21 protein-coding genes are annotated in these 17,789 nt (G+C 54.6%); 4 read left to right on the plus strand and 17 right to left on the minus strand.

The features are described 5' to 3' along the window. Positions 1 to 7 precede the first annotated feature (7 nt). Positions 8 to 418, plus strand: a complete 411-nt coding sequence (locus tag BOW53_RS02090; protein ID WP_078485871.1) for a transglutaminase-like cysteine peptidase — start codon at positions 8 to 10, stop codon at positions 416 to 418. A 53-nt stretch (positions 419 to 471) separates the two neighbouring features. Next, positions 472 to 1,239: a 23S rRNA (adenine(2030)-N(6))-methyltransferase RlmJ gene (gene rlmJ, locus BOW53_RS02095; protein WP_078485872.1), complete on the plus strand. Its 768-nt coding sequence runs from the start codon at positions 472 to 474 to the stop codon at positions 1,237 to 1,239. Here rlmJ and BOW53_RS02100 read toward each other — a convergent pair. From BOW53_RS02100 to dsrA, 17 genes are all read right to left on the minus strand, one after another. Further along, complete coding sequence (locus BOW53_RS02100) at positions 1,226 to 1,531, minus strand: hypothetical protein (RefSeq protein WP_078485873.1); 306 nt, start codon at positions 1,529 to 1,531, stop codon at positions 1,226 to 1,228. The two genes, rlmJ and BOW53_RS02100, sit on opposite strands and share 14 nt — an antisense overlap. Before the next feature lie 27 nt (positions 1,532 to 1,558). Next, entirely contained in the window at positions 1,559 to 2,140 is a 582-nt protein-coding gene (locus BOW53_RS02105; RefSeq protein WP_078485874.1) for a hypothetical protein, read from the minus strand. Between the two features lie 205 nt (positions 2,141 to 2,345). Continuing rightward, positions 2,346 to 3,461 carry a sulfur reduction protein DsrS gene (locus BOW53_RS02110; protein WP_078485875.1) on the minus strand — a complete coding sequence of 372 codons (1,116 nt, stop codon included), beginning with the start codon at positions 3,459 to 3,461 and terminating at the stop codon, positions 2,346 to 2,348. Between the two features lie 66 nt (positions 3,462 to 3,527). Beyond that, positions 3,528 to 3,842 (minus strand): HesB/IscA family protein, encoded by a 315-nt coding sequence (locus BOW53_RS02115; RefSeq protein WP_078485876.1) that lies wholly within the window; start codon positions 3,840 to 3,842, stop codon positions 3,528 to 3,530. Between the two features lie 133 nt (positions 3,843 to 3,975). Then, entirely contained in the window at positions 3,976 to 5,352 is a 1,377-nt protein-coding gene (locus tag BOW53_RS02120; protein ID WP_078485877.1) for a cobyrinic acid a,c-diamide synthase CobB, read from the minus strand. 164 nt (positions 5,353 to 5,516) lie between these two features. Next, a complete protein-coding gene (gene nrfD, locus BOW53_RS02125) occupies positions 5,517 to 6,725 on the minus strand; it encodes an NrfD/PsrC family molybdoenzyme membrane anchor subunit (protein ID WP_078485878.1) in 1,209 nt (402 codons plus the stop codon). 18 nt (positions 6,726 to 6,743) lie between these two features. Beyond that, positions 6,744 to 7,517, minus strand: a complete 774-nt coding sequence (dsrO, locus tag BOW53_RS02130) for a sulfate reduction electron transfer complex DsrMKJOP subunit DsrO (protein WP_078485879.1) — start codon at positions 7,515 to 7,517, stop codon at positions 6,744 to 6,746. A 2-nt stretch (positions 7,518 to 7,519) separates the two neighbouring features. Beyond that, a complete protein-coding gene (locus tag BOW53_RS02135) occupies positions 7,520 to 8,020 on the minus strand; it encodes a hypothetical protein (protein WP_078485880.1) in 501 nt (166 codons plus the stop codon). An 11-nt stretch (positions 8,021 to 8,031) separates the two neighbouring features. Next, on the minus strand, positions 8,032 to 9,978 hold the full coding sequence (locus BOW53_RS02140) for an NAD(P)-binding protein (RefSeq protein ID WP_078485881.1): 1,947 nt from the start codon (positions 9,976 to 9,978) through the stop codon (positions 8,032 to 8,034). 113 nt (positions 9,979 to 10,091) lie between these two features. Next, positions 10,092 to 11,627, minus strand: a complete 1,536-nt coding sequence (gene dsrK / locus BOW53_RS02145; RefSeq protein WP_078485882.1) for a sulfate reduction electron transfer complex DsrMKJOP subunit DsrK — start codon at positions 11,625 to 11,627, stop codon at positions 10,092 to 10,094. 31 nt (positions 11,628 to 11,658) lie between these two features. Next, entirely contained in the window at positions 11,659 to 12,384 is a 726-nt protein-coding gene (locus tag BOW53_RS02150) for a respiratory nitrate reductase subunit gamma (RefSeq protein WP_078485883.1), read from the minus strand. 67 nt (positions 12,385 to 12,451) lie between these two features. After that, positions 12,452 to 12,784, minus strand: a complete 333-nt coding sequence (locus BOW53_RS02155; protein WP_078485884.1) for a TusE/DsrC/DsvC family sulfur relay protein — start codon at positions 12,782 to 12,784, stop codon at positions 12,452 to 12,454. Positions 12,785 to 12,825: 41 nt separating this feature from the next. After that, positions 12,826 to 13,131, minus strand: coding sequence for a sulfurtransferase complex subunit TusB (gene tusB, locus BOW53_RS02160; RefSeq protein ID WP_078485885.1), 306 nt, complete (start codon positions 13,129 to 13,131; stop codon positions 12,826 to 12,828). A gap of 14 nt (positions 13,132 to 13,145) precedes the next feature. Next, entirely contained in the window at positions 13,146 to 13,556 is a 411-nt protein-coding gene (gene tusC / locus BOW53_RS02165; RefSeq protein WP_078485886.1) for a sulfurtransferase complex subunit TusC, read from the minus strand. A 16-nt stretch (positions 13,557 to 13,572) separates the two neighbouring features. Continuing rightward, a complete protein-coding gene (gene tusD / locus BOW53_RS02170; RefSeq protein ID WP_078485887.1) occupies positions 13,573 to 13,965 on the minus strand; it encodes a sulfurtransferase complex subunit TusD in 393 nt (130 codons plus the stop codon). A gap of 27 nt (positions 13,966 to 13,992) precedes the next feature. Beyond that, on the minus strand, positions 13,993 to 15,066 hold the full coding sequence (gene dsrB / locus BOW53_RS02175; protein ID WP_078485888.1) for a dissimilatory-type sulfite reductase subunit beta: 1,074 nt from the start codon (positions 15,064 to 15,066) through the stop codon (positions 13,993 to 13,995). A gap of 95 nt (positions 15,067 to 15,161) precedes the next feature. After that, positions 15,162 to 16,406: a dissimilatory-type sulfite reductase subunit alpha gene (gene dsrA / locus BOW53_RS02180; RefSeq protein WP_078485889.1), complete on the minus strand. Its 1,245-nt coding sequence runs from the start codon at positions 16,404 to 16,406 to the stop codon at positions 15,162 to 15,164. Positions 16,407 to 16,883: 477 nt separating this feature from the next. Here dsrA and BOW53_RS02185 point away from each other — a divergent pair, with 477 nt between their 5' ends. Both BOW53_RS02185 and BOW53_RS02190 read left to right on the plus strand, forming a co-directional pair. Further along, positions 16,884 to 17,060 carry a sulfur relay protein DsrC gene (locus BOW53_RS02185; RefSeq protein WP_078485890.1) on the plus strand — a complete coding sequence of 59 codons (177 nt, stop codon included), beginning with the start codon at positions 16,884 to 16,886 and terminating at the stop codon, positions 17,058 to 17,060. Between the two features lie 15 nt (positions 17,061 to 17,075). After that, the gene (locus tag BOW53_RS02190) at positions 17,076 to 17,786 is read left to right on the plus strand and encodes a hypothetical protein (RefSeq protein WP_078485891.1); all 711 of its coding nucleotides are present in this window, start codon (positions 17,076 to 17,078) and stop codon (positions 17,784 to 17,786) included. Positions 17,787 to 17,789 lie beyond the last annotated feature (3 nt).

The following is a 17,789-nucleotide window of genomic DNA, read 5'->3' on the forward strand; positions in this document are numbered from 1 at the left end:
CTCATAAGTGCTTCGTCTCTTGGTCGGGAGAAGCGCCGACTCTACCAGCTGGCCCTTCAACTACCAATTGCACTTATTATCCGAAACCGCCCAGTATAGAGATGAGGGGTACTGGAGCTACCCGGAATCCGGTTTTGGCGATTGCGAGGATAAAGCGCTTGAGAAACGTAGAAGACTTTTCTTGCAAGGCATATCACGGGGCGCCATGCGTATAGCCCTTGCTCATCATCGCACCCATCACACCCCGCACAGCCTGCTTCTCCTTGAAACCAACCATGGCACCTATGTTCTGGATACATTTACCGACAAGGTAAAACTTTGGTTTCAGACACCTTATAATTTCGAGGCAAGGGAAAAGAGCGACAGACGCTGGGAACGCTTTGACCAACAGCGTTGGCGATTTGCCGATAACTTCTGATCAGGCCATTGGAAAACCTGCATAACCAATCTCAACCAAGCATTAGCGAATCCATGAGTTATGACCACAGCACCAAGGCTGGCAACCGCGGGGTTGTCTGGAAACACTACATCCTGCTGACCGTATTGGATGACTTGGTCAGCCAGGCAGAACCTGACAGTTTCAGTTATCTGGATACCCATGCCGGTTCAGGCCTGTACCGACTGGACGACTGCTGCAGTTGGCAGGAGGGCATTGGACGGATCGACTCCCAGGTGCGGGGAGAGCACCCCTACTTCACTATCGCCAGCTCCTACCTCGATCGCGGCTATTACCCCGGCTCCTGGAGACTGGTTCACCACTATCTGAAACAACACCACATAGCCGCCAACATCAGGCTGTTCGACACATCCGGGAAGGTGGCATCGGCAGTTGGCAAAGACTCCACCCTTGACCCTGAGATTGACTACAGGCCAACCGATGGATTTAAAGCCATTGGCACCGGCATCAATCCTGACCTGGTCCTGATTGACCCGCCATATCGACCAGGTTATACGGCAGACAGGCAACGCACCCGGGAGGCTGCCGATAAACTCAATGACCGTAGAGTCGCATATTGTGCCTGGTATCCCTTACAGGGAGACAGCGAGCCTTTGGAGGTACCAGGCCGAACAGGCTTTGAAATTCACTGGCGTAATAAACAGACCGCTGCGAAAAACCAGATGTATGGATCCGGCGTAGTCGTCGACATGCGTTCGAAGGGGATACTGCTCTCAAGGCTTGGCGAACTCGAAAAGATTGCCGCCCTCCTCGACTCAGAAGTATTTTTCAGAAATCGATAATCTCGCGCGGGATAGACACCATTGAAAGCAACTGCCTGTAATCCTCGCCAATTTCCAACTCTTTAAGATTGATGGCAGCACCGCCCTTTTTGCCCTGGTCTTCTATTTTAATCCCCATTCGATCGACACGGATTATATTCTCGAGGATCTTGATCAACTCCTGGGGCAAGGATAGATATCCAAGAATGTGTGTCAGGTAAACTTCCGGATTGCGCAGGTCCTCATCGTGGTGAATCAGCCCTGAAGTGGACTGTTGCTGGTCCTGTTTAAGTCCGACGATGTGAGCGCGCATATATCTCACGACATTGTCAAACAAGGTCTACTTCAGAGCATGCCTCACTTCCAGTTCTGTGACAGAAGGCGCCAGCAATTGATGCCCGAAAAAAGTCACACTGGTCTGTTGCACTTCGCGAAGCAAAATATCTCCCTGAATCTCACTGCCCAGCACAGTTTTTTCCTGGTACTTCAGGAAAAGAATGAAAAAGATTTCATTGGCGCCTCTATGCTCAGGGGTGATGAGGTAATCGTGCATGTCATAAAACTGATTACACAGTTCGTTCACCTCTTCGATGCTGGAAAAAAAGGTGGAAACTTGCGGATCCTGCAGAAAGGTATCCTTTGAAATCAGCAACGCATCCGGAAGTTCATCCACCAGGTTGTCGATATGCAGCAACAGGCCCCTTGCCCCCTCCCTGAGGCGGGTCTTATATCGCGTTAACGCCCGCATCCTGGAATCGGTACGGGTGACGATACTTTCTATCGCTTCATCGAGCCTGTCCTCCTCGGCCAGACGCGCCTCACGCTTCTGGCTCTGCGCTTCCAGCAACCTCATCAGTTGATCCCACTGCTCCTGGAAATAACCGCGTAACGAGGAAGCCTCGGCAATGCGCTTTTCTGTCATATTTCTTTATCCTTCAGATATATAACTGACCACCTTTGTTTGGCAGTCGGCATTTTTTCAAACCTAAACTGGCAACTGGATACCCTATCAGCACCAACTACCTACCCAGTAACTTTAGTATAGGAAATGAGAAGCACAGAAGCCGGAGGCCACGATCGTTTTCCGGAAGCCACAAAGATAAGATGCGAAGAGTTAGGGGTTCAGCTTACGCAGAGGAGGAAAGCCGGGATATTTTCTCATTGACCGGGGTCAACACCGGTTCCAGTTTTCGACGCATCAGACTGCCCATGGCCGTGCTGCCGCTGAGTACTAGACGGAGAATACCCCACCCTACCCCCGAGAGCACACGCATGGCCAACAGGTCTTGCTCCAACGAAGGCATGGCATCAAGACAAGCACGGGCCTCGTCATTCTCCAGCAGGTAGACCGGCGACTCATCGATAAGATCATCCACGGCGCAGTCAGGATCTCCCTCGGGACGAAGGAGCTTGAAGTAGTCCCGGGCAATATCCAGCGTCGTATTGACCACTTCCTGGGTAGGTGGCTTGGAGAGAATACGCTGTACCGTATGCAGAAACCCCTGGCCATTGGAAGAGCTGACCTTGATCATCAATTCAGCCAGGCGGTTACCACCTTCAGCCAGAGGCGAAAGACCGGATATCAATTGATCATGATCGTTTCGCGCCGGTTGTTTCTCGGGCAGGTCATCAGGTGTAGCCGCAATGAAGCCGACAAGGTAAGGCGTTTTACGGGCCGATTTTTCCCAGAGGGTCTGGCGCTTCTCCTCGCTCAACAAACCCGGCTGGGCTGCCATGCGCACAGACTCCATCATGTCTTCTACATCCGTCTCGAAGGGCAGATACTCGACCAGGTAGTCGGCCATCTCCTTGCCGATATCAGCCGCCACGATATCCCCGGTCTGTAGCATTCTGCGGGCATTTTCCGCATCGGGGGCCGCCCACCATGCTCGGCGGGCAAGCTCAACCGTAAGGCCTTCTGCGCAGACCACGGCGAAAACAGCCTGGGGATCTCCCAGCTGGAGCAGCTGTTCGAGACTCTGCTCCTGCATCTGTCCCTGGCGGGTCCAGCGTTGTAAATAGAGTGGGTAACCCCCCGGACTGCCCAGCGCCTTTTCCGAGAGAAAGGCCCGCACTACCTTGAGATACTTCTCATCATTGCCCTCTGGATTCAGCTTGACCGTCGCCTCACCGTTCTCGAGCAGACCATACAGGGCCATGCTCGAATCATGTATCCGTATGGCCAGGGGTTTATTAGCCAACAGGACATTCAGGCGCAGGGCGTCTTCGCTGGTAAGTTCCATGGAATCCGGGAATACAGGGGGAGACTGGGAATTTATCTGCGCAGCTATCGCTGCGCAGATAACGTATTAGTCTTCAGTTGGGGGGGAGTAGTTGGCATCTTTGGGATTCAGGAATATGAAGCGGCTCTGGCCATCATCCATTTCCACGAAATCCATTACTGCCTCATCGAGCAGGGGGACAGCTTCAGGACCAATCACCACATCGATACCATTGCTGTTGATCTGAATATCCTCATCCTTGGCTTCATCGAAACCCATAAGGTAATCGATGGTACCGTCCTCTTTCTCGCGGGCATCCATGCGTAATGCCATACCTTCAGTACCACCCATTCTCGCGGCAACCCGAACCTGGTCCGCGGCGAATTCAGTCATCTCGAACATGGAAAAACTCCTGAATCTGCAGCATATATGAATTTATTTACTTGACTGCAATTTACTGCCACCCTTTATTCTATCCCGAAATCCTTCTGATTATTACCCGGTAATTTAAAACCAATTACAGGCCTGCCCAAACTCAACTGCCCATACAGGCCTTGATATGGTCTACAAACCGCTGTGTCCAGCAGTTTCCACCCACATCGCGCAGATGGGTATAGCTGGCAAGAACATTCTTGTAGACCAGGCCATCATGCTGCCCGTCAATGCCTGCCCCTCTTTTGACATCGTAGGCAAACTGAACGCCCTCCCCCAGGTACTCGATGGCCGAGTAATGGAATTCGTGAGCAGCGATTTCGGGCGCCACACCGCCTTCAGGTCTCGGCCAGGGCATTTGGCTTCTCTCCTGAAGCCGCACATAGCCCCTGCCCTGGGGCTTTTCATACATTACCGTATGCCCGGGAATTGCCCCCACCATACTGCAACGTTTCCCCTCCCAGGTCAGGCTGCGGGAGAGATACATCAAACCGCCGCATTCGGCATAAACCGGGCCACCATCATCTATGAACCGCCTGATACTCTCTCTCATGGCGGTATTGGCTTCCAGGTCCTGCATGACCATCTCGGGAAAGCCTCCGCCGATGAAAAGTCCATCAACATCAGGCAGTTCCCTGTCTGCCAGGGCATTGAACTCGACGAGTTCCACCCCCTCTGCTTCGAGTTTTTCCAGGTCTCCGGGATAGTAAAAGCCGAATGCCTTGTCTCTTGGAAACCCGATGCGGATTCGTGTGCCGGAAAAGGCAGAAAGTTGACTGGTGCTCTCGGGCCTGTTGGGCGATGTTGCTGCAATCTCGATCACCCGATCCAGGTCCACCTGGCTGCCAACCGCCTTGCCGAGTTGAGATATCTGCTCTCTCGCCTTCTCCACTTCGTTGCTGGGAATCAGGCCGAGGTGACGTTCATCGATTTCGATATCCTTGGCATAGTGCACTGCGCCGACCACTTTGGCATCGGTGTAGTGTTCGATTACCCGGCGCAACTTACCCTCATGCCGACTGCCACCCACCTTGTTCAGAATCACACCCTGGATGCGCACATCCGGATCAAATGCCTGGTAACCGAGAATAAGGGGGGCAATACCGCGGGTCATTCCCCGGGCATCGATCACCAGGATGACGGGGGCATCAAACAGCGTGGCCAAGGCCGCATTGGAGTTGCTGCCATCCAGATCAAGGCCGTCGTAAAGTCCCTTGTTCCCCTCGATAAGCCCGATATCCGCCCCAACTATGTGCCTGGCGAACTCATCCTCGATCTCGTGCGAAGGCATGGTGTAGAAATCGAGATTAATGCAAGAGCGGCCAGTAGCTGCAGTGAGCCAGAGGGGATCGATATAGTCCGGCCCCTTTTTGAATGGCTGTACGCTCATGCCACGGGCTTTCAGCGCTGCACCCAGCCCGATGGAAACGGTGGTTTTACCGGAAGACTTGTGAGCTGCGGATATGAAGAAGTAGGACATGAAGTGAATTCAGAGGGTTTCTTCAGAAGTGTGTTAAACAATTGTGTCGGGTTCGGTTGATTCCAAGCTCGACAACTGACTTTATAGCCGCAAACGCCGTCAAAAACAAAAAAAACACCGTTGGGTTACCAACGGTGTTTTTTTACTTTGTATTCAGAATCTAGTTAGGCAATCTCGCCTTCATCCGGATCCTCAAGATTTTCAGGCAGTACTTTCAGCATTCGGGATGCCACGGCTACCAGGGTCATGGCGATAGCAATACCTGCCACACCCAGCATGCCCTCTGCGAGTGAAGGCGTGTAGCTGGCCACGGCGCCATCGTAGAAACTGCTGCTGAGCACTTCCTTACCCGGGAAGACGTTCATGGGGAATGCCTGTCCACCAATAACGATCACGTAAACCTGGAAGAAGCCACCGATCAGAACCAGCAGCGAAGCAGACGCAATCGCCAAGCGGGAGTGGGCAAACGCCGGCGAGTAGAGCAGGAACAGCGGGATGACTCCGCCAACCACGACCTGGCCTAGCCAGAACATGGTGGTGTAGACACCGCCATTGAGCAATACGAATGCCTCAACACTGTAATGCTGGGTAATGTAAAGATTGGTCAGGTGGTAGACCAGGGTGAAGTACAGTACGGCACCCACGAAAACACCCAGCAGATTCTTGAGCTTGGTCATACGCAGTTCACCGATGGTACGACCGGCCCACCAGTAAGCGGCCATCAGTGAAATGATGAAGAATGCTAGGCCGAAGCTGAAGGACATGATGATGAACATCGGCGCCATGATTGCTGCATCGTAAGCTTCACGGGCGACCAGGAAACCGAAGATAGATCCGGTACCGGTGGTCAGCGCGAGACGCCAGAAAAATGCTGTAAAACCCAGGGGCTTGTAGTAAGGGGCACCGTAACGGCGATCCATCATGGCCCATAGGTAGAGGCCAACGATAGCGAAGAAACCGCTGTACAGAATAACGTTCCAGGCGAAAATCGACTTGAAGTTATAGGTGGTCATGGCCACGATCAGGCGATCCGGACGACCCAGGTCGAGTACCAGTACAGCAAGGCCGCCAGCCAACAGGCCAATCGCCAACAAGCCGGAGAAGCGGCCCAGGGGCTTGTACATCGGACCGCCGAACACGGAACCGATGGATGCGACGTTAAGTGCACCGGAAGCGGCGACGATCAAAAAGATGGCGAATACGTGCGGCAGGCCCCAGACAACCTGGTTGCTCATGCCGGTCACGTAGTGGCCGTTGTGCTCCATGTGGTAGGTCGCAGCCATACCGAGCATGATAATGAACGCAAGCAAGGCGAGTCCGCCCCAGTAACGGGGGGATTCACACCAAAGTTCGCGATAATGCATCTTTGCCATTGAATACAGTCTCCCCGGTTACACGTCGGTGTAGCGAACACCGGTGTTGAGTTCAAGATCGGCACGAATCTGACGGCTGCTCTTCTCTTTAAGTGCCTTGGAGATCGCGCTGTCGGGATCTTTCATGTCACCGAAGAGAATAGCCTGGTGGCCATCCTTCATGCAGGCGTCCTGGCAAGCAGTAGTGGTAGCACCCCCATCGATGCGGGGAGCGCACATGTTGCAGGACTCGACGCAGCCCTTGCCGCGAGGTGAATTGACAACCTGCTCTGCGATGTTGGAGTGGATGAAGGAACGCGCCTTATAGGGGCAGGCCATCATGCAGTAGCGGCAGCCGATGCAGGTGTGACGATCAACCATCACTATACCGTCGGCACGCTTTAAAGAAGCACCGGTGGGGCAGACGTCCTCACAGGGTGGATGCTCGCAGTGTTGGCACATCATCGGCAGGTTGGTTACCACGCCGGTCTGCTTGTCCTTCAGCTTTACCTTGCGGATCCACTGGGGACGCTGGGCATTCCACATTTCGTCTGACTGATCTTCAGGCTTGCTCAGAATATCGATGCCGTTTTCCTTGTTACAGGCATCAACACAAGCGGCACAGCCGTCGGCACACTTGTTGGTGTCGATCAGCATTCCCCAGCGGGTATCGCTGGATACGCCTTCGTCGGAGCCTGCATTGGCAACGGTCAGCATGACACCCGGAGCTACAGTCGCAGCCGTGGCGGCAATCGCTGTCTTGCCCAGGAACTCACGCCGTTTCATATCGGGCTGGTCAGTGTGCTTACTCATGATCAGTCCTCCAGAATCTTGGCGTGGAGCTGTTCGAACTCTTCAGCGGAGAGTGCAGGTGCTTCACCGTCATCAAGCATCAAACCGAGCTTGTTCCCGCCAGTCGTCACAGAAGAGGTCATCTCCTGGGGCGTCTTGCGGTGGCACTGAAAGCAGGCAACGTTGACTGCCGTGTAGTTGTGGCAGGCTTCGCAGAATTCGCCTTCAGCAGTAACCGGTTTGTAATTGCCCTGGTCATCCTTGGAAGCGTGACAGTCGACACAACCGGAGAGGCTGTTCTTGATGTCACGGATTCCTTTACGCACGCTCGCGTGGCGGTCGTGCTGCAGATAATCCATGTGGTTACGGCGCATATCCGCCGTCAAGGCAACACAGGCGTCCATGGAGGCCGCCTTGGAGCCCTGGGTAACAGCTGATCCGCTATGGGCTGTCATGGCCAGAGCTGCGAACAGCCCTCCCACGAGCAGTCCGGCGAAACGCTTGATGCCGGTTGAACTACGCATTGGAGCTCCTGTTATTCACCAAGACCCATTTGGATGTAACCGGTCGGGCACACATCGTGGCAGATGTGACAGCCGATGCAACGGCTGTAGTCGGTATCAACGTAACGACCGGTGGTGGCTTCGTTTTTCTTTACACGGAAGACTGCATCCTGGGGACAGAAGACAACACAATTGTCACACTCGAAGCACATGCCGCAGCTCATGCAGCGCTTGGCTTCGTTTACGGTCTCTTCCTCGCTCAGGCCGTTCATACGCTCCTTGAAGTGATGCAGAACAGCGTCACCACTGGGAACGTCGTCGGTACGCAGGTTACGCGGGGTGAACTCGAAATGGCCAAGGAACAGATCGTTGGAGGGGATCACCTCGGCGAATGAACGGTCTTCGTAGTTGTGTACTGCGTAATTGGCAGTGTTGGCACCACGCTGATCACCCGCCTGGGAATCGAAGTGCTCAGGGTCCAGGCCCGCTTCATGCAACTTCTGCATCAGGTCGAAGTGGTGCACATCAACCTTGGGACGCTTGCCCAGCTCTTCACTCTTCATGTAGTGGTCGATGCTCTCGACGGCAACGGCAGCCTGACCGATAGCGGTGGTCAGCAGGTGGGGGCGAACAATATCGCCAGCCACGAAGTGACCGAGCTTGCCGGGAACCTGGTAGTTCTTGTCAGCGTCGATCAGGTTGCGGTCGTTGGCCATATCCTCAACGCCTTTCATGTCACCGCCCTGGCCGATGGCAGATACGATGAGATCGGCTTCCAAAACACGCTCGGTGCCTTCGACAGGAACCGGGGTCATGCCGTCCATGGTGCAGTCACAGACTTTCAGGCCGGTAGCGCGACCGTCGTCACCTATGATCACTTCCAGGGGCATTACGCCATCCAGAATGGTGCAGCCCTCTTCCAGCGCATCGTTGATCTCGTGCTCGGCGGCGAACATTTTGCCCTTGGTGAACAGGGAGGTCAGCGTAGCTTCAGCCTGCTCGGCACCGTCGGCGATGACCTGGTCGTGGACCATGCTCTCATCGGCAACGATATCTTCGGGGTTGCCAATGGCCGCGTTGTAACCGATACGGCGGGCAACGGAGATCACGTCGATGGAGGTGTCACCACCACCGATACATACCACCTTCTTGCCGGTAGCCTTCATGCGGCCGGCGTTGAACGCCTTCAGGTAGGCAACACCGGATACGCAGTTGGGGGTACCTTCCCAGCCGTCTACGGGCAGACCGCGACCGGACTGACAGCCCAGGGCCCAGAGGATGGCGCCATACTCTTTCTCGAGGTCGGCAACCGCAACATCGGTACCGACACTAATGCCAGTCTTAACCTCAACACCCATGTCGACAATACGCTGAATCTCGGCGGCCAGTTTCTCGTGAGAGATACGGTAGTTGGGGATACCGTAGCGCATCATGCCACCCAGTTCGGGATCTCTTTCAAATACGGTTACACCGTGACCCAGCTTACGCAGCTGGAAAGCTGCTGCCATACCAGCGGGACCACCACCGATTACAGCAACTTTTTTGCCGGTGTCTTCACCGGCGGTGAACTTGTAGCCTTCGGCCAGTGCGGTGTCGCCAATGAACTGCTCGACGGAGTTGATACCGACGAAGTCCTCGACGTCGTTACGGTTACAACCGCCCTGGCAGGGTGCGGGGCAGACACGACCCATCATGGAGGGGAAGGGGTTGGAGTCGGTGGCGCGCTTAAAAGCGTACTCTTTCCAGTCCATGCCCTCTACAGGCTTCTCCTGGCCGCGGACAATCGCCAGCCAGCCACGGATATCGTGACCCGAGGGGCAGCTGCCCTGACACGGCGGTGTCTTGTGTACATAGGTAGGGCACTTATGGGAAGTATCTTCGACAAAGATCTTCTCGTCCCAGCTATCCCATTCGGTTTCACCGTCTTCGAAGCGACGGAAGTTCAAACTGTTTTTCATCTCTTCAGTAGGAGTTGCCATTCTTAAAGTCTCCTTAACCTATGTAATTCATAATTCTTTTGCGTTGAACCAGGCGGAAACAACGCGCGTCTGTTTTTAATCCTGCTCCAGGGGAGCCGTTACGCTTCTTCTGCCTACCCGGCAGCTTCAGCGGCTTCCCCTGCCCCCTCGGTCTTCTGACCGGTGAGGACGATTGCGTTACTTACCAGCTGGTGCACGCTGACGATCTGATCCATATCCAGTCCGTAGTAAGGCATTACCTTGGTGAACTGGGATTTACAGATCGCACAGATTGCTGCCACATGGGTTACTCCATGCTCATCGATCGCGTTCTGCAGCGCGGTCATACGTGGCAGCGCACCCTTGACACGGATCTCCATGAGATCGTCGGTCAACAGACCACCACCGCCACCGCAGCAGAAAGTACGCTCGCCGATGGTGTTGTGGTCCATATCCACGTAGTTGTTGCAGACCGACTTGATCACGTTGCGCGGGATCTCGAACTGACCACCCGGCTTGTCGCCCATGCGCGTGGCGCGGGCCACGTTGCACGAATCGTGGAAGGTGATGGTCATATCGTCGTTCTGCGACTTGTCGAAATTCAGCTTGCCCTTCTTGATCAGATCATCAGTGAACTCACAGATGTGCTGTGGCACAGGGTAGTTCGGATCCAGAAAATCGAAAGGACCGGCCAGGGTGTTGAGGAATGCGTAGGCAACACGCCATGCGTGGCCGCACTCACCAAACACGATGCGCTTGACGCCCAGTTCCAGGGCCGCCTTGCGTATACGCATGGAAACACGGCGCATGTTCTCGTAGGAGCCGATGAACATGCCGAAGTTGCCCGCCTCGGAAGCGGTGGTGGAGAGCGTCCAGCTGACACCAGCCTCGTGGAATACCTTGCCATAGCCGATCAGACCGTCAACATGGGGCTCTGCAAAGAAGTCGGCAGAGGGGGTAACCAGCAGAATGTCGGCACCCTTCACATCCAGGGGATACTTGACCTCCACACCGGTTTCATCAAACACATCCTCTTCCAGACCTTGAACCGTATCCAGGATTGCAGGCCCAGGCAGACCCAGGTTGTTACCAACCTTGTGTACCTTGGCGATGATCTCGTTGCAGTACTTCTGGCCGTAACCGATGCTGTCGAGAATCTCGCGGGCTGCCATGGAAATCTCTGCAGTGTCGATGCCGTAGGGGCAGAACACGGAGCAGCGGCGGCACTGGGAACACTGGTGATAGTAGCTGTACCAATCGTCCAGGGTCTCACGGGTCAGGTCTTCAGCGCCCACCAGCTTCGGGAAGAATTTACCCGCGAAGGTGAAGTAGCGGCGGTAAACCTTGCGCAGCAGGTCCTGGCGACCCACAGGCATGTTCTTGGGATCCTTGGTACCCAGGTAGTAGTGGCACTTGTCGGTGCAGGAACCACATTTTACGCAGGCGTCCAGGTAGACCTGGAGGGAACGGTAGCGATGACGCAGGTCGTCCAGCTTCTCCAGGGTCTTGTCGTGCCAGTCCTCGACCAGCTCGCCGGGAAATCCAAGATCAGTATTGTGATCCGGATTTTTAACCACGAATGGCTTCAGGTGAGCCATCGTGCCCTCTTCTAATGCCGGCACATCCACGTGTTCCTGGAGTTCCGGTACCTCAAAATCTGCCTTAGCCATGTATTGCCCTCGTCGGCTACGTACAGGTTAATTATTCTTGCTCTTCAAGCGCCTTGGCCCAGGGAGCCAGGTGACGCTTTTCGCGCGGGTTGTCCACCTGGTTACGGCTCGGGCTGAAAAAGATGCCCGGCACGTGCAGCAGCTTGCTGAAGGGGAACAGGATCATCAGCAGCGCTACCAGGAGCAGATGGACGATCAGCGGAAAATTGACAGGCAGTTCACCCCAACTGAAGGTGTAAACACCAGTGAAGAACTGCTTAACCATGACAATGTCGGTGTGAGCTACGAAAGACATCATCAGTCCACTCATGCCAATCACAATCAGGATGATCAGCCAGAGGTAATCGGAAGGCGCAGAGATATAGCGCACACGGTCAACAAAAATGCGTCGCAGGAAGAGACCGCCCAGGCCGGCAACCATAGCGAAACCGGCATACTTGCCGAATGGTTGAATCAGCTCGATAGGCAGCCAAACATCATCGATAAAATAGCGCAGGTGGCGAAGCAGCACGGCAAACAGTGCCATGTGGAACATCCAGGAGAAGATCCAGGTCCACTTGGTGCTTTTGAAAAGGCTCTCGAAGAACACCACTTCACGGAACAAACGCATAACTACACCAGCCTCGGTAATGGGCGCCGGGGTAGTAGGAATCTTTAATGGTGCTGGTGTCTGGGCGTATTGCTTGATCTTCAGAGCAAGGCCGATCACCAGAACAAGGGTCGCTACGATAAACAGCAACGCGTAGAGAGTCGACATGTTCCTGCGTTCCTCAGTCGGTTAAAAATGACCGGGAGGAAAAATCATCCCGGTCGATTCTTGCAGCTTAGATGCAGCCGGTCGGCTTTGGCAGACCAGCGAAACGGCAAGCCTGCTTACCAGGACCGTAGGGGAACAGAGCGTACAGGTACTTGCTGTTGCCCTTTTCCTTGCCCAGTTTCTTACCAACAGCCTTGGTCAGAACGCGAACGGCGGGAGCGATCTGGTACTCGTCGTAGTACTCACGCAGGAAGTTGATGATTTCCCAGTGCTCGTCGGTCAGCTCCAGGTCGTCTTCTTTAGCCATGATGGTAGCAATTTCAGGCTCCCACTCGGCCAAGTTTACCAGGTAACCTTCTTCATCGGTCTCGAGGGACTTACCGTTGACTTCGATAGGCATGATATTTCTCCTAAGTTCAGGTAGATAAAATTAGTGTTGGGTCAGACCCAGGAAACGACTTTGCTGTGCTCTTCGGCAAGATCAACAAACTTCGCGTAATCCACGATCTCAACACCTTCGATCACCCGATCCTCTGAGAGTCCACGGGCTTTCATATCGGGACCCAGTGCGTAGAACTTAACGCCTTGGGCGGACTTCACCTTTGCTTCGGTGGCACCGCCCTGCATGGCGGCGTATACACCGTCTTCCATCAGCAGGATGGCGCTGCCTGCTACGGCATAACCAACACAGCTGTCGAAAGAGCTCTTTTCGTAAGGCGATTTGTTTACAGTATGCAATTCACTCATGACAACACTCCAGCTTAGAAACTGAAGACGACGTCTTGACCTGCCATAACCTCGGCCAGCTCTTCGCGGCTGACGAGACGGATGGAGTCCTTTTCGGCCCAATCGTCGTCTTCGTCTTCCCAGGTCAGGGGCATCAGGTCATCGATGGTCAGGCCACGCTCTTCCAGAGACTCTTTCTCAACGTAGAGCTTGGTAACCTCGTAGCCGCCCAGCGCGAAGTAGGTCGGAGAGAAGTTCTTCATACCGACTTCAGCCGTATCCTGACCTTTGACGATCTGATAAACACCGTCGTCAACGAATGCCAGGGATACATCCTGCTCGAAAGCAGCACCAATCAGTACCACTTCCAGAGACTCCCACGCATAAATGGTTCCGTAGGGAGCACGGCGGTTGAGGTACATGAGCTTTTTTATAGATTCAGACATGATTCAACCTCTATGCTCAATCGCCAAACACAACCAGGCGATCCGACTGTACAGCCGCTTCGATCAGCTGGCCCAGGCCAGAGATGCGGAAGCGCGGATCGATGTTGGTAGCGTCTTTACCGTTACGCTCAGCTTCGCCGTCGTCGACGATGCCGCGACGCTGTGCTGCAGCAACACACACAACCATATCCAGGTTGTGCTGCTCTCCCAGCTCTGCCCAACGATTCACGATGTTGCGATCGTCCTGGGGAGGAGTGGTCAAGCGGGTGCTGTTGCCGACGCCGTCGTGGTAGAAGAAGACACGAAAGATCTCGTGGCCCTTCTCCAGCGCCGCCTTGGCGAACATGTAGGCCGAATCAGACGCTTGGTGCTGATACGGGCCTTCATTAATCTGAATAGAAAACTTCATTGACTGTCCTTTCTATTGATCAACCAATTAGAAGCGGATGTGCGCAGAAGCGTTCAGGTTCGCACGACCGCCACGCCAGTTATCGATGTGGTACTTGGTGAACGGAAGACCGGTCTTCTCGAAGAAGCGGGGCCAACCGATACGCTCTGCCCACTCGCCGATACGCTCCCAGTCCTTGGCATCTTCTTTGTAAGCAGCCAGGATCTTCTTGACGACATCGGAAACTTCAGGCCAACGCGGGGGGTTGTTGGGAACGCCAGCAGCGACCAGCTTGTGGAAGGTCGGCTTGGAGCGGGCGTTGGAGTTCTTACCACCAACCCAGATCGCGAACTTGGAGTGCTCGGGATCGTTGATCTGCATGGGAGGGCAGGGAGGGAAGCAGGCACCACAGCAGATGCACTTCTTCTCGTCCACTTCCAGGGAAGGCTTGCCGTTAACAACCGCGGGGCGGATAGCAGCAACCGGGCAGCGAGCAACAACGGAAGGACGCTCACAAACGTTTGCAACCTGATCGTGGTCGATCTTCGGCGGCTTGGTGTGCTGGATGTTGATAGCGATATCACCCTGGCCACCGCAGTTGATCTGGCAGCAGGAGGTGGTGATACGTACGCGGTTAGGCATCTCTTCCTTGGTGAACTCGTCGTACAGTTCATCCATCAGGGCCTTAACGGCACCGGAAGCGTCGGTACCGGGGATGTCGCAGTGCAGCCAACCCTGGGTGTGAGAGATCATGGATACGGAGTTACCGGTACCACCGATGGGGAAACCTTCGGCGTTCAGCTTGTCGATCAGGGGCTGAACCTTGGACTCCTCGGAGACCATGTACTCAATGTTGGAACGGATAGTGAAACGAACGTAGCCTTCGGCAAATTCGTCAGCGATATCCATCAGCTTACGGATGGTGTAGACGTCCATCTGACGCTGGGTACCAGCGCGGACGGTCCAGATTTCGTCACCACTGTTTGCAACGTGGTGCAGAACGCCGGGACGGGGACGGTCGTGCCATTTCCAGTCGCCGTAGTTCTTCTTCAGTACCGGGTGCAGGTACGCATCCATCTCCGGTACACCTGTTTCATCGGGCATGCGAGGTGCTTCAGCCATTGTTGCCTCCAATTCGCTTTAATTCTGTATTTCGCTATGCGCGTGTTTCGCGCATGCCTGCCGACACGTGGCCGGCAGGCAGTCGATTTAATGGATTACTGAGCAGCCTGGCGCTCGTTCCACTTGGCAGCTTCTTCGTCCCAGTCGTCGGTACGAACGTAGGGGTTCATACGAGGACGTTCGATCATGTTGGGATCGATTTCGATGCCGATACCTTCCAGGAAGTTGGTCAGACCGATACGCTCGATCATCTCACCGGTGCGCTCGTGCTCCAGTGCGTTCTCGGCGAAGAAGTCCAGAACCTCGGTAGCCAGCTCTTCCAGCCACTCGAAATCTTCGTCGGTTTCCAGCTTGTGGAAAGGAACGATCACGGTACCCATGAGGTCACCGATCTTCAGGGTACGCTTACCACCGATCAGGATGGATACACCCTTGTCATCACCGGGGGACAGGGCCTTGGTCATGACGTTGATGCAGTGCATGCAGCGTACGCAGTTCTTGTTGTCTACATCCAGGGTGTCGTCGTCGTTCAGAGACAGGGCCTGGGTGGGGCAACGGGTGATTACGTTGTCGATGATGTACTTGCGACCACGGGTCTCAACGTAGTTCTTGACCTCGACCTGGTCGACCTTCATGTCGTCGCGCCAGGTACCGATGGTAGCGAAGTCAGCACGCTGGATGGAGTTCATGCAGTCGTTGGGGCAACCGGAAACCTTATATTTCATCTTATAAGGCAGGGCCGGACGGTGCAGATCATCCAGAGCGTTGTTAACCAGGGTGCGCATGGTGCGGCCTTCGTCGAAGCAGGACTGCTCGCAGCGTGCAGCACCAACACAGGACATACCGGTACGAACAGCAGGACCGGCGCCACCCATGTCAAAGCCCATCTCGTTAAGCTCGTCGAATGCAGGCTGGACTTTATCGGTGGTGCAGCCCTGGAACATGATGTCGCCGGACTGGCCGTGGAAAGCGATCAGGCCGGAACCGTGCTCTTCCCAGATGTCGCAGAACTTGCGGATGGTGTTGGTATCGTAGTGCATGCCTGGAGGAGGCATGATACGCAGGGTGTGGAACTCAGCCGCTTCAGGGTAGAGTGCCTTGTCGTTCTCGTCCTTCAGTTCGGTGAAGCGGGGGATTACACCACCACCGTAACCGATAACACCGACGGTACCACCTTTCCAGTAGCCCTTACGGGTTTCGTAGGAGGTCTCCAGCTGCCCCATCAGGTCGACCATCATGTCGTTGTCGTTGGCCAGGCGCTTGAGACCGGTTACAAAGCTGGGCCAAGGACCGCTCTCCAACTGGTCAAGCATGGGGGTATCATGCATCGGTTTTGCCATCAGTTATTCTCCCATTGGTCTAATTCATGGGTTCCCGACGTCTTGCTGGCCTTGGGGCTCTTGGAACGTCTGAAACCCTGGATTCGCAAACCTTTCTTGAGGACAGTCTGAAACAGACAGCCTTTTTCAACATGCCGGGCATTTTAGGAGCTACTTATGCACGGCAATATCCCGCTAATGGGGGGGTAGGGGTATATTTGAGCATATCCACAAAGGGATATATAATAATACGCTAACATATGAAATTTGAACTTTTCTAATTTTATTACTTCTTATAAATCATATAGATAAAACACCTCCTTTCGATATTTTCTGAAAATTCCCACCTAAACCGATGGTGCATTGCAATATCAAAAACTGCGATTTCGACTTGCATTACCCTGAAAATTTGAGGTTCAATACACAAAAGCCTAGTGGAATACTCGGTTATTCCCCGGCTATATATAAAAGGGTGTGAATTTAACGAGGTAGAGACAGATGCTGCTGCTCAGCGAGGTGCTCATTCAGGCGCCTGACATCGACTCTTTCGAGTCATTGGTCGAACATATCAAGGAACACCGGAAAACAGAGATGTTTTTCCGTATCGACGTAAAACCCCAGTTTAGCGATACACCCGAAGACTGGGAAGATCGGCTTGAAGCAGCTTTTACCTAATTCAGGAATAGAGAAGTGAAGTACCTACAGACCGAAGCCCTGCTGGAAGGCAACGAGTGCTCCAATGATGCCATACCTTCCGAACAGGCCGTAAAACTGCATCTTCAGGAACTGCAGGAACAGATCGATGCCCTGCCTGCCGACGCCCCGGTGGACGAGCGGCTGCAGCTCACCCTTGACCGCGGCTACGGCCTGCTCGAGATCAACGCCTTCGAGGATGCCTGGAAGATCGCCCGAGAGTCGTTCGACCAGGCCATTCAAGCCGAACAGTGGCTGCGCGCTGTTGAAGCCTGCGACATCATGTTCCAGTCGGAACAGCCAGACACCCTGAAGGCCCTGGCCCAGGGTGTCTGGCTCGGCGTCACCTTCCCCATCGATCCGGAACTGAGCGTCGCGATGCTTCAGCACCTTGTGGACGAGAGCGTCGACCGCTCCGACGGTGCAGCCGTGGCAGCGGCCACCGCCTGCTACCTGGTGGATCTGCGCGCAGAGGAAAAACAGCGGGAAGACCTCCAATTCTTCACCATACAGCTGCTCGGCCAGGTGGCCCGCAAGCACAGCCAGGTGGAAGAGCAGGAGATTTTCGATTTCTGGATGGAGCAGCTCGAACTCAAGGAACCCGAAAAGTTCCTGCCACGACTGGCCAAGGTGCTGGATGTCATCAGCAACGGCGAGTGGTGGTATGATCGTGATGAGCTTCGCGGGAAAATTCCCGAAGAGGCCTAGGCT

It is taken from the genome of Solemya velesiana gill symbiont (assembly GCF_002020805.1).
GTDB lineage: Bacteria > Pseudomonadota > Gammaproteobacteria > Chromatiales > Chromatiaceae > Sedimenticola_A.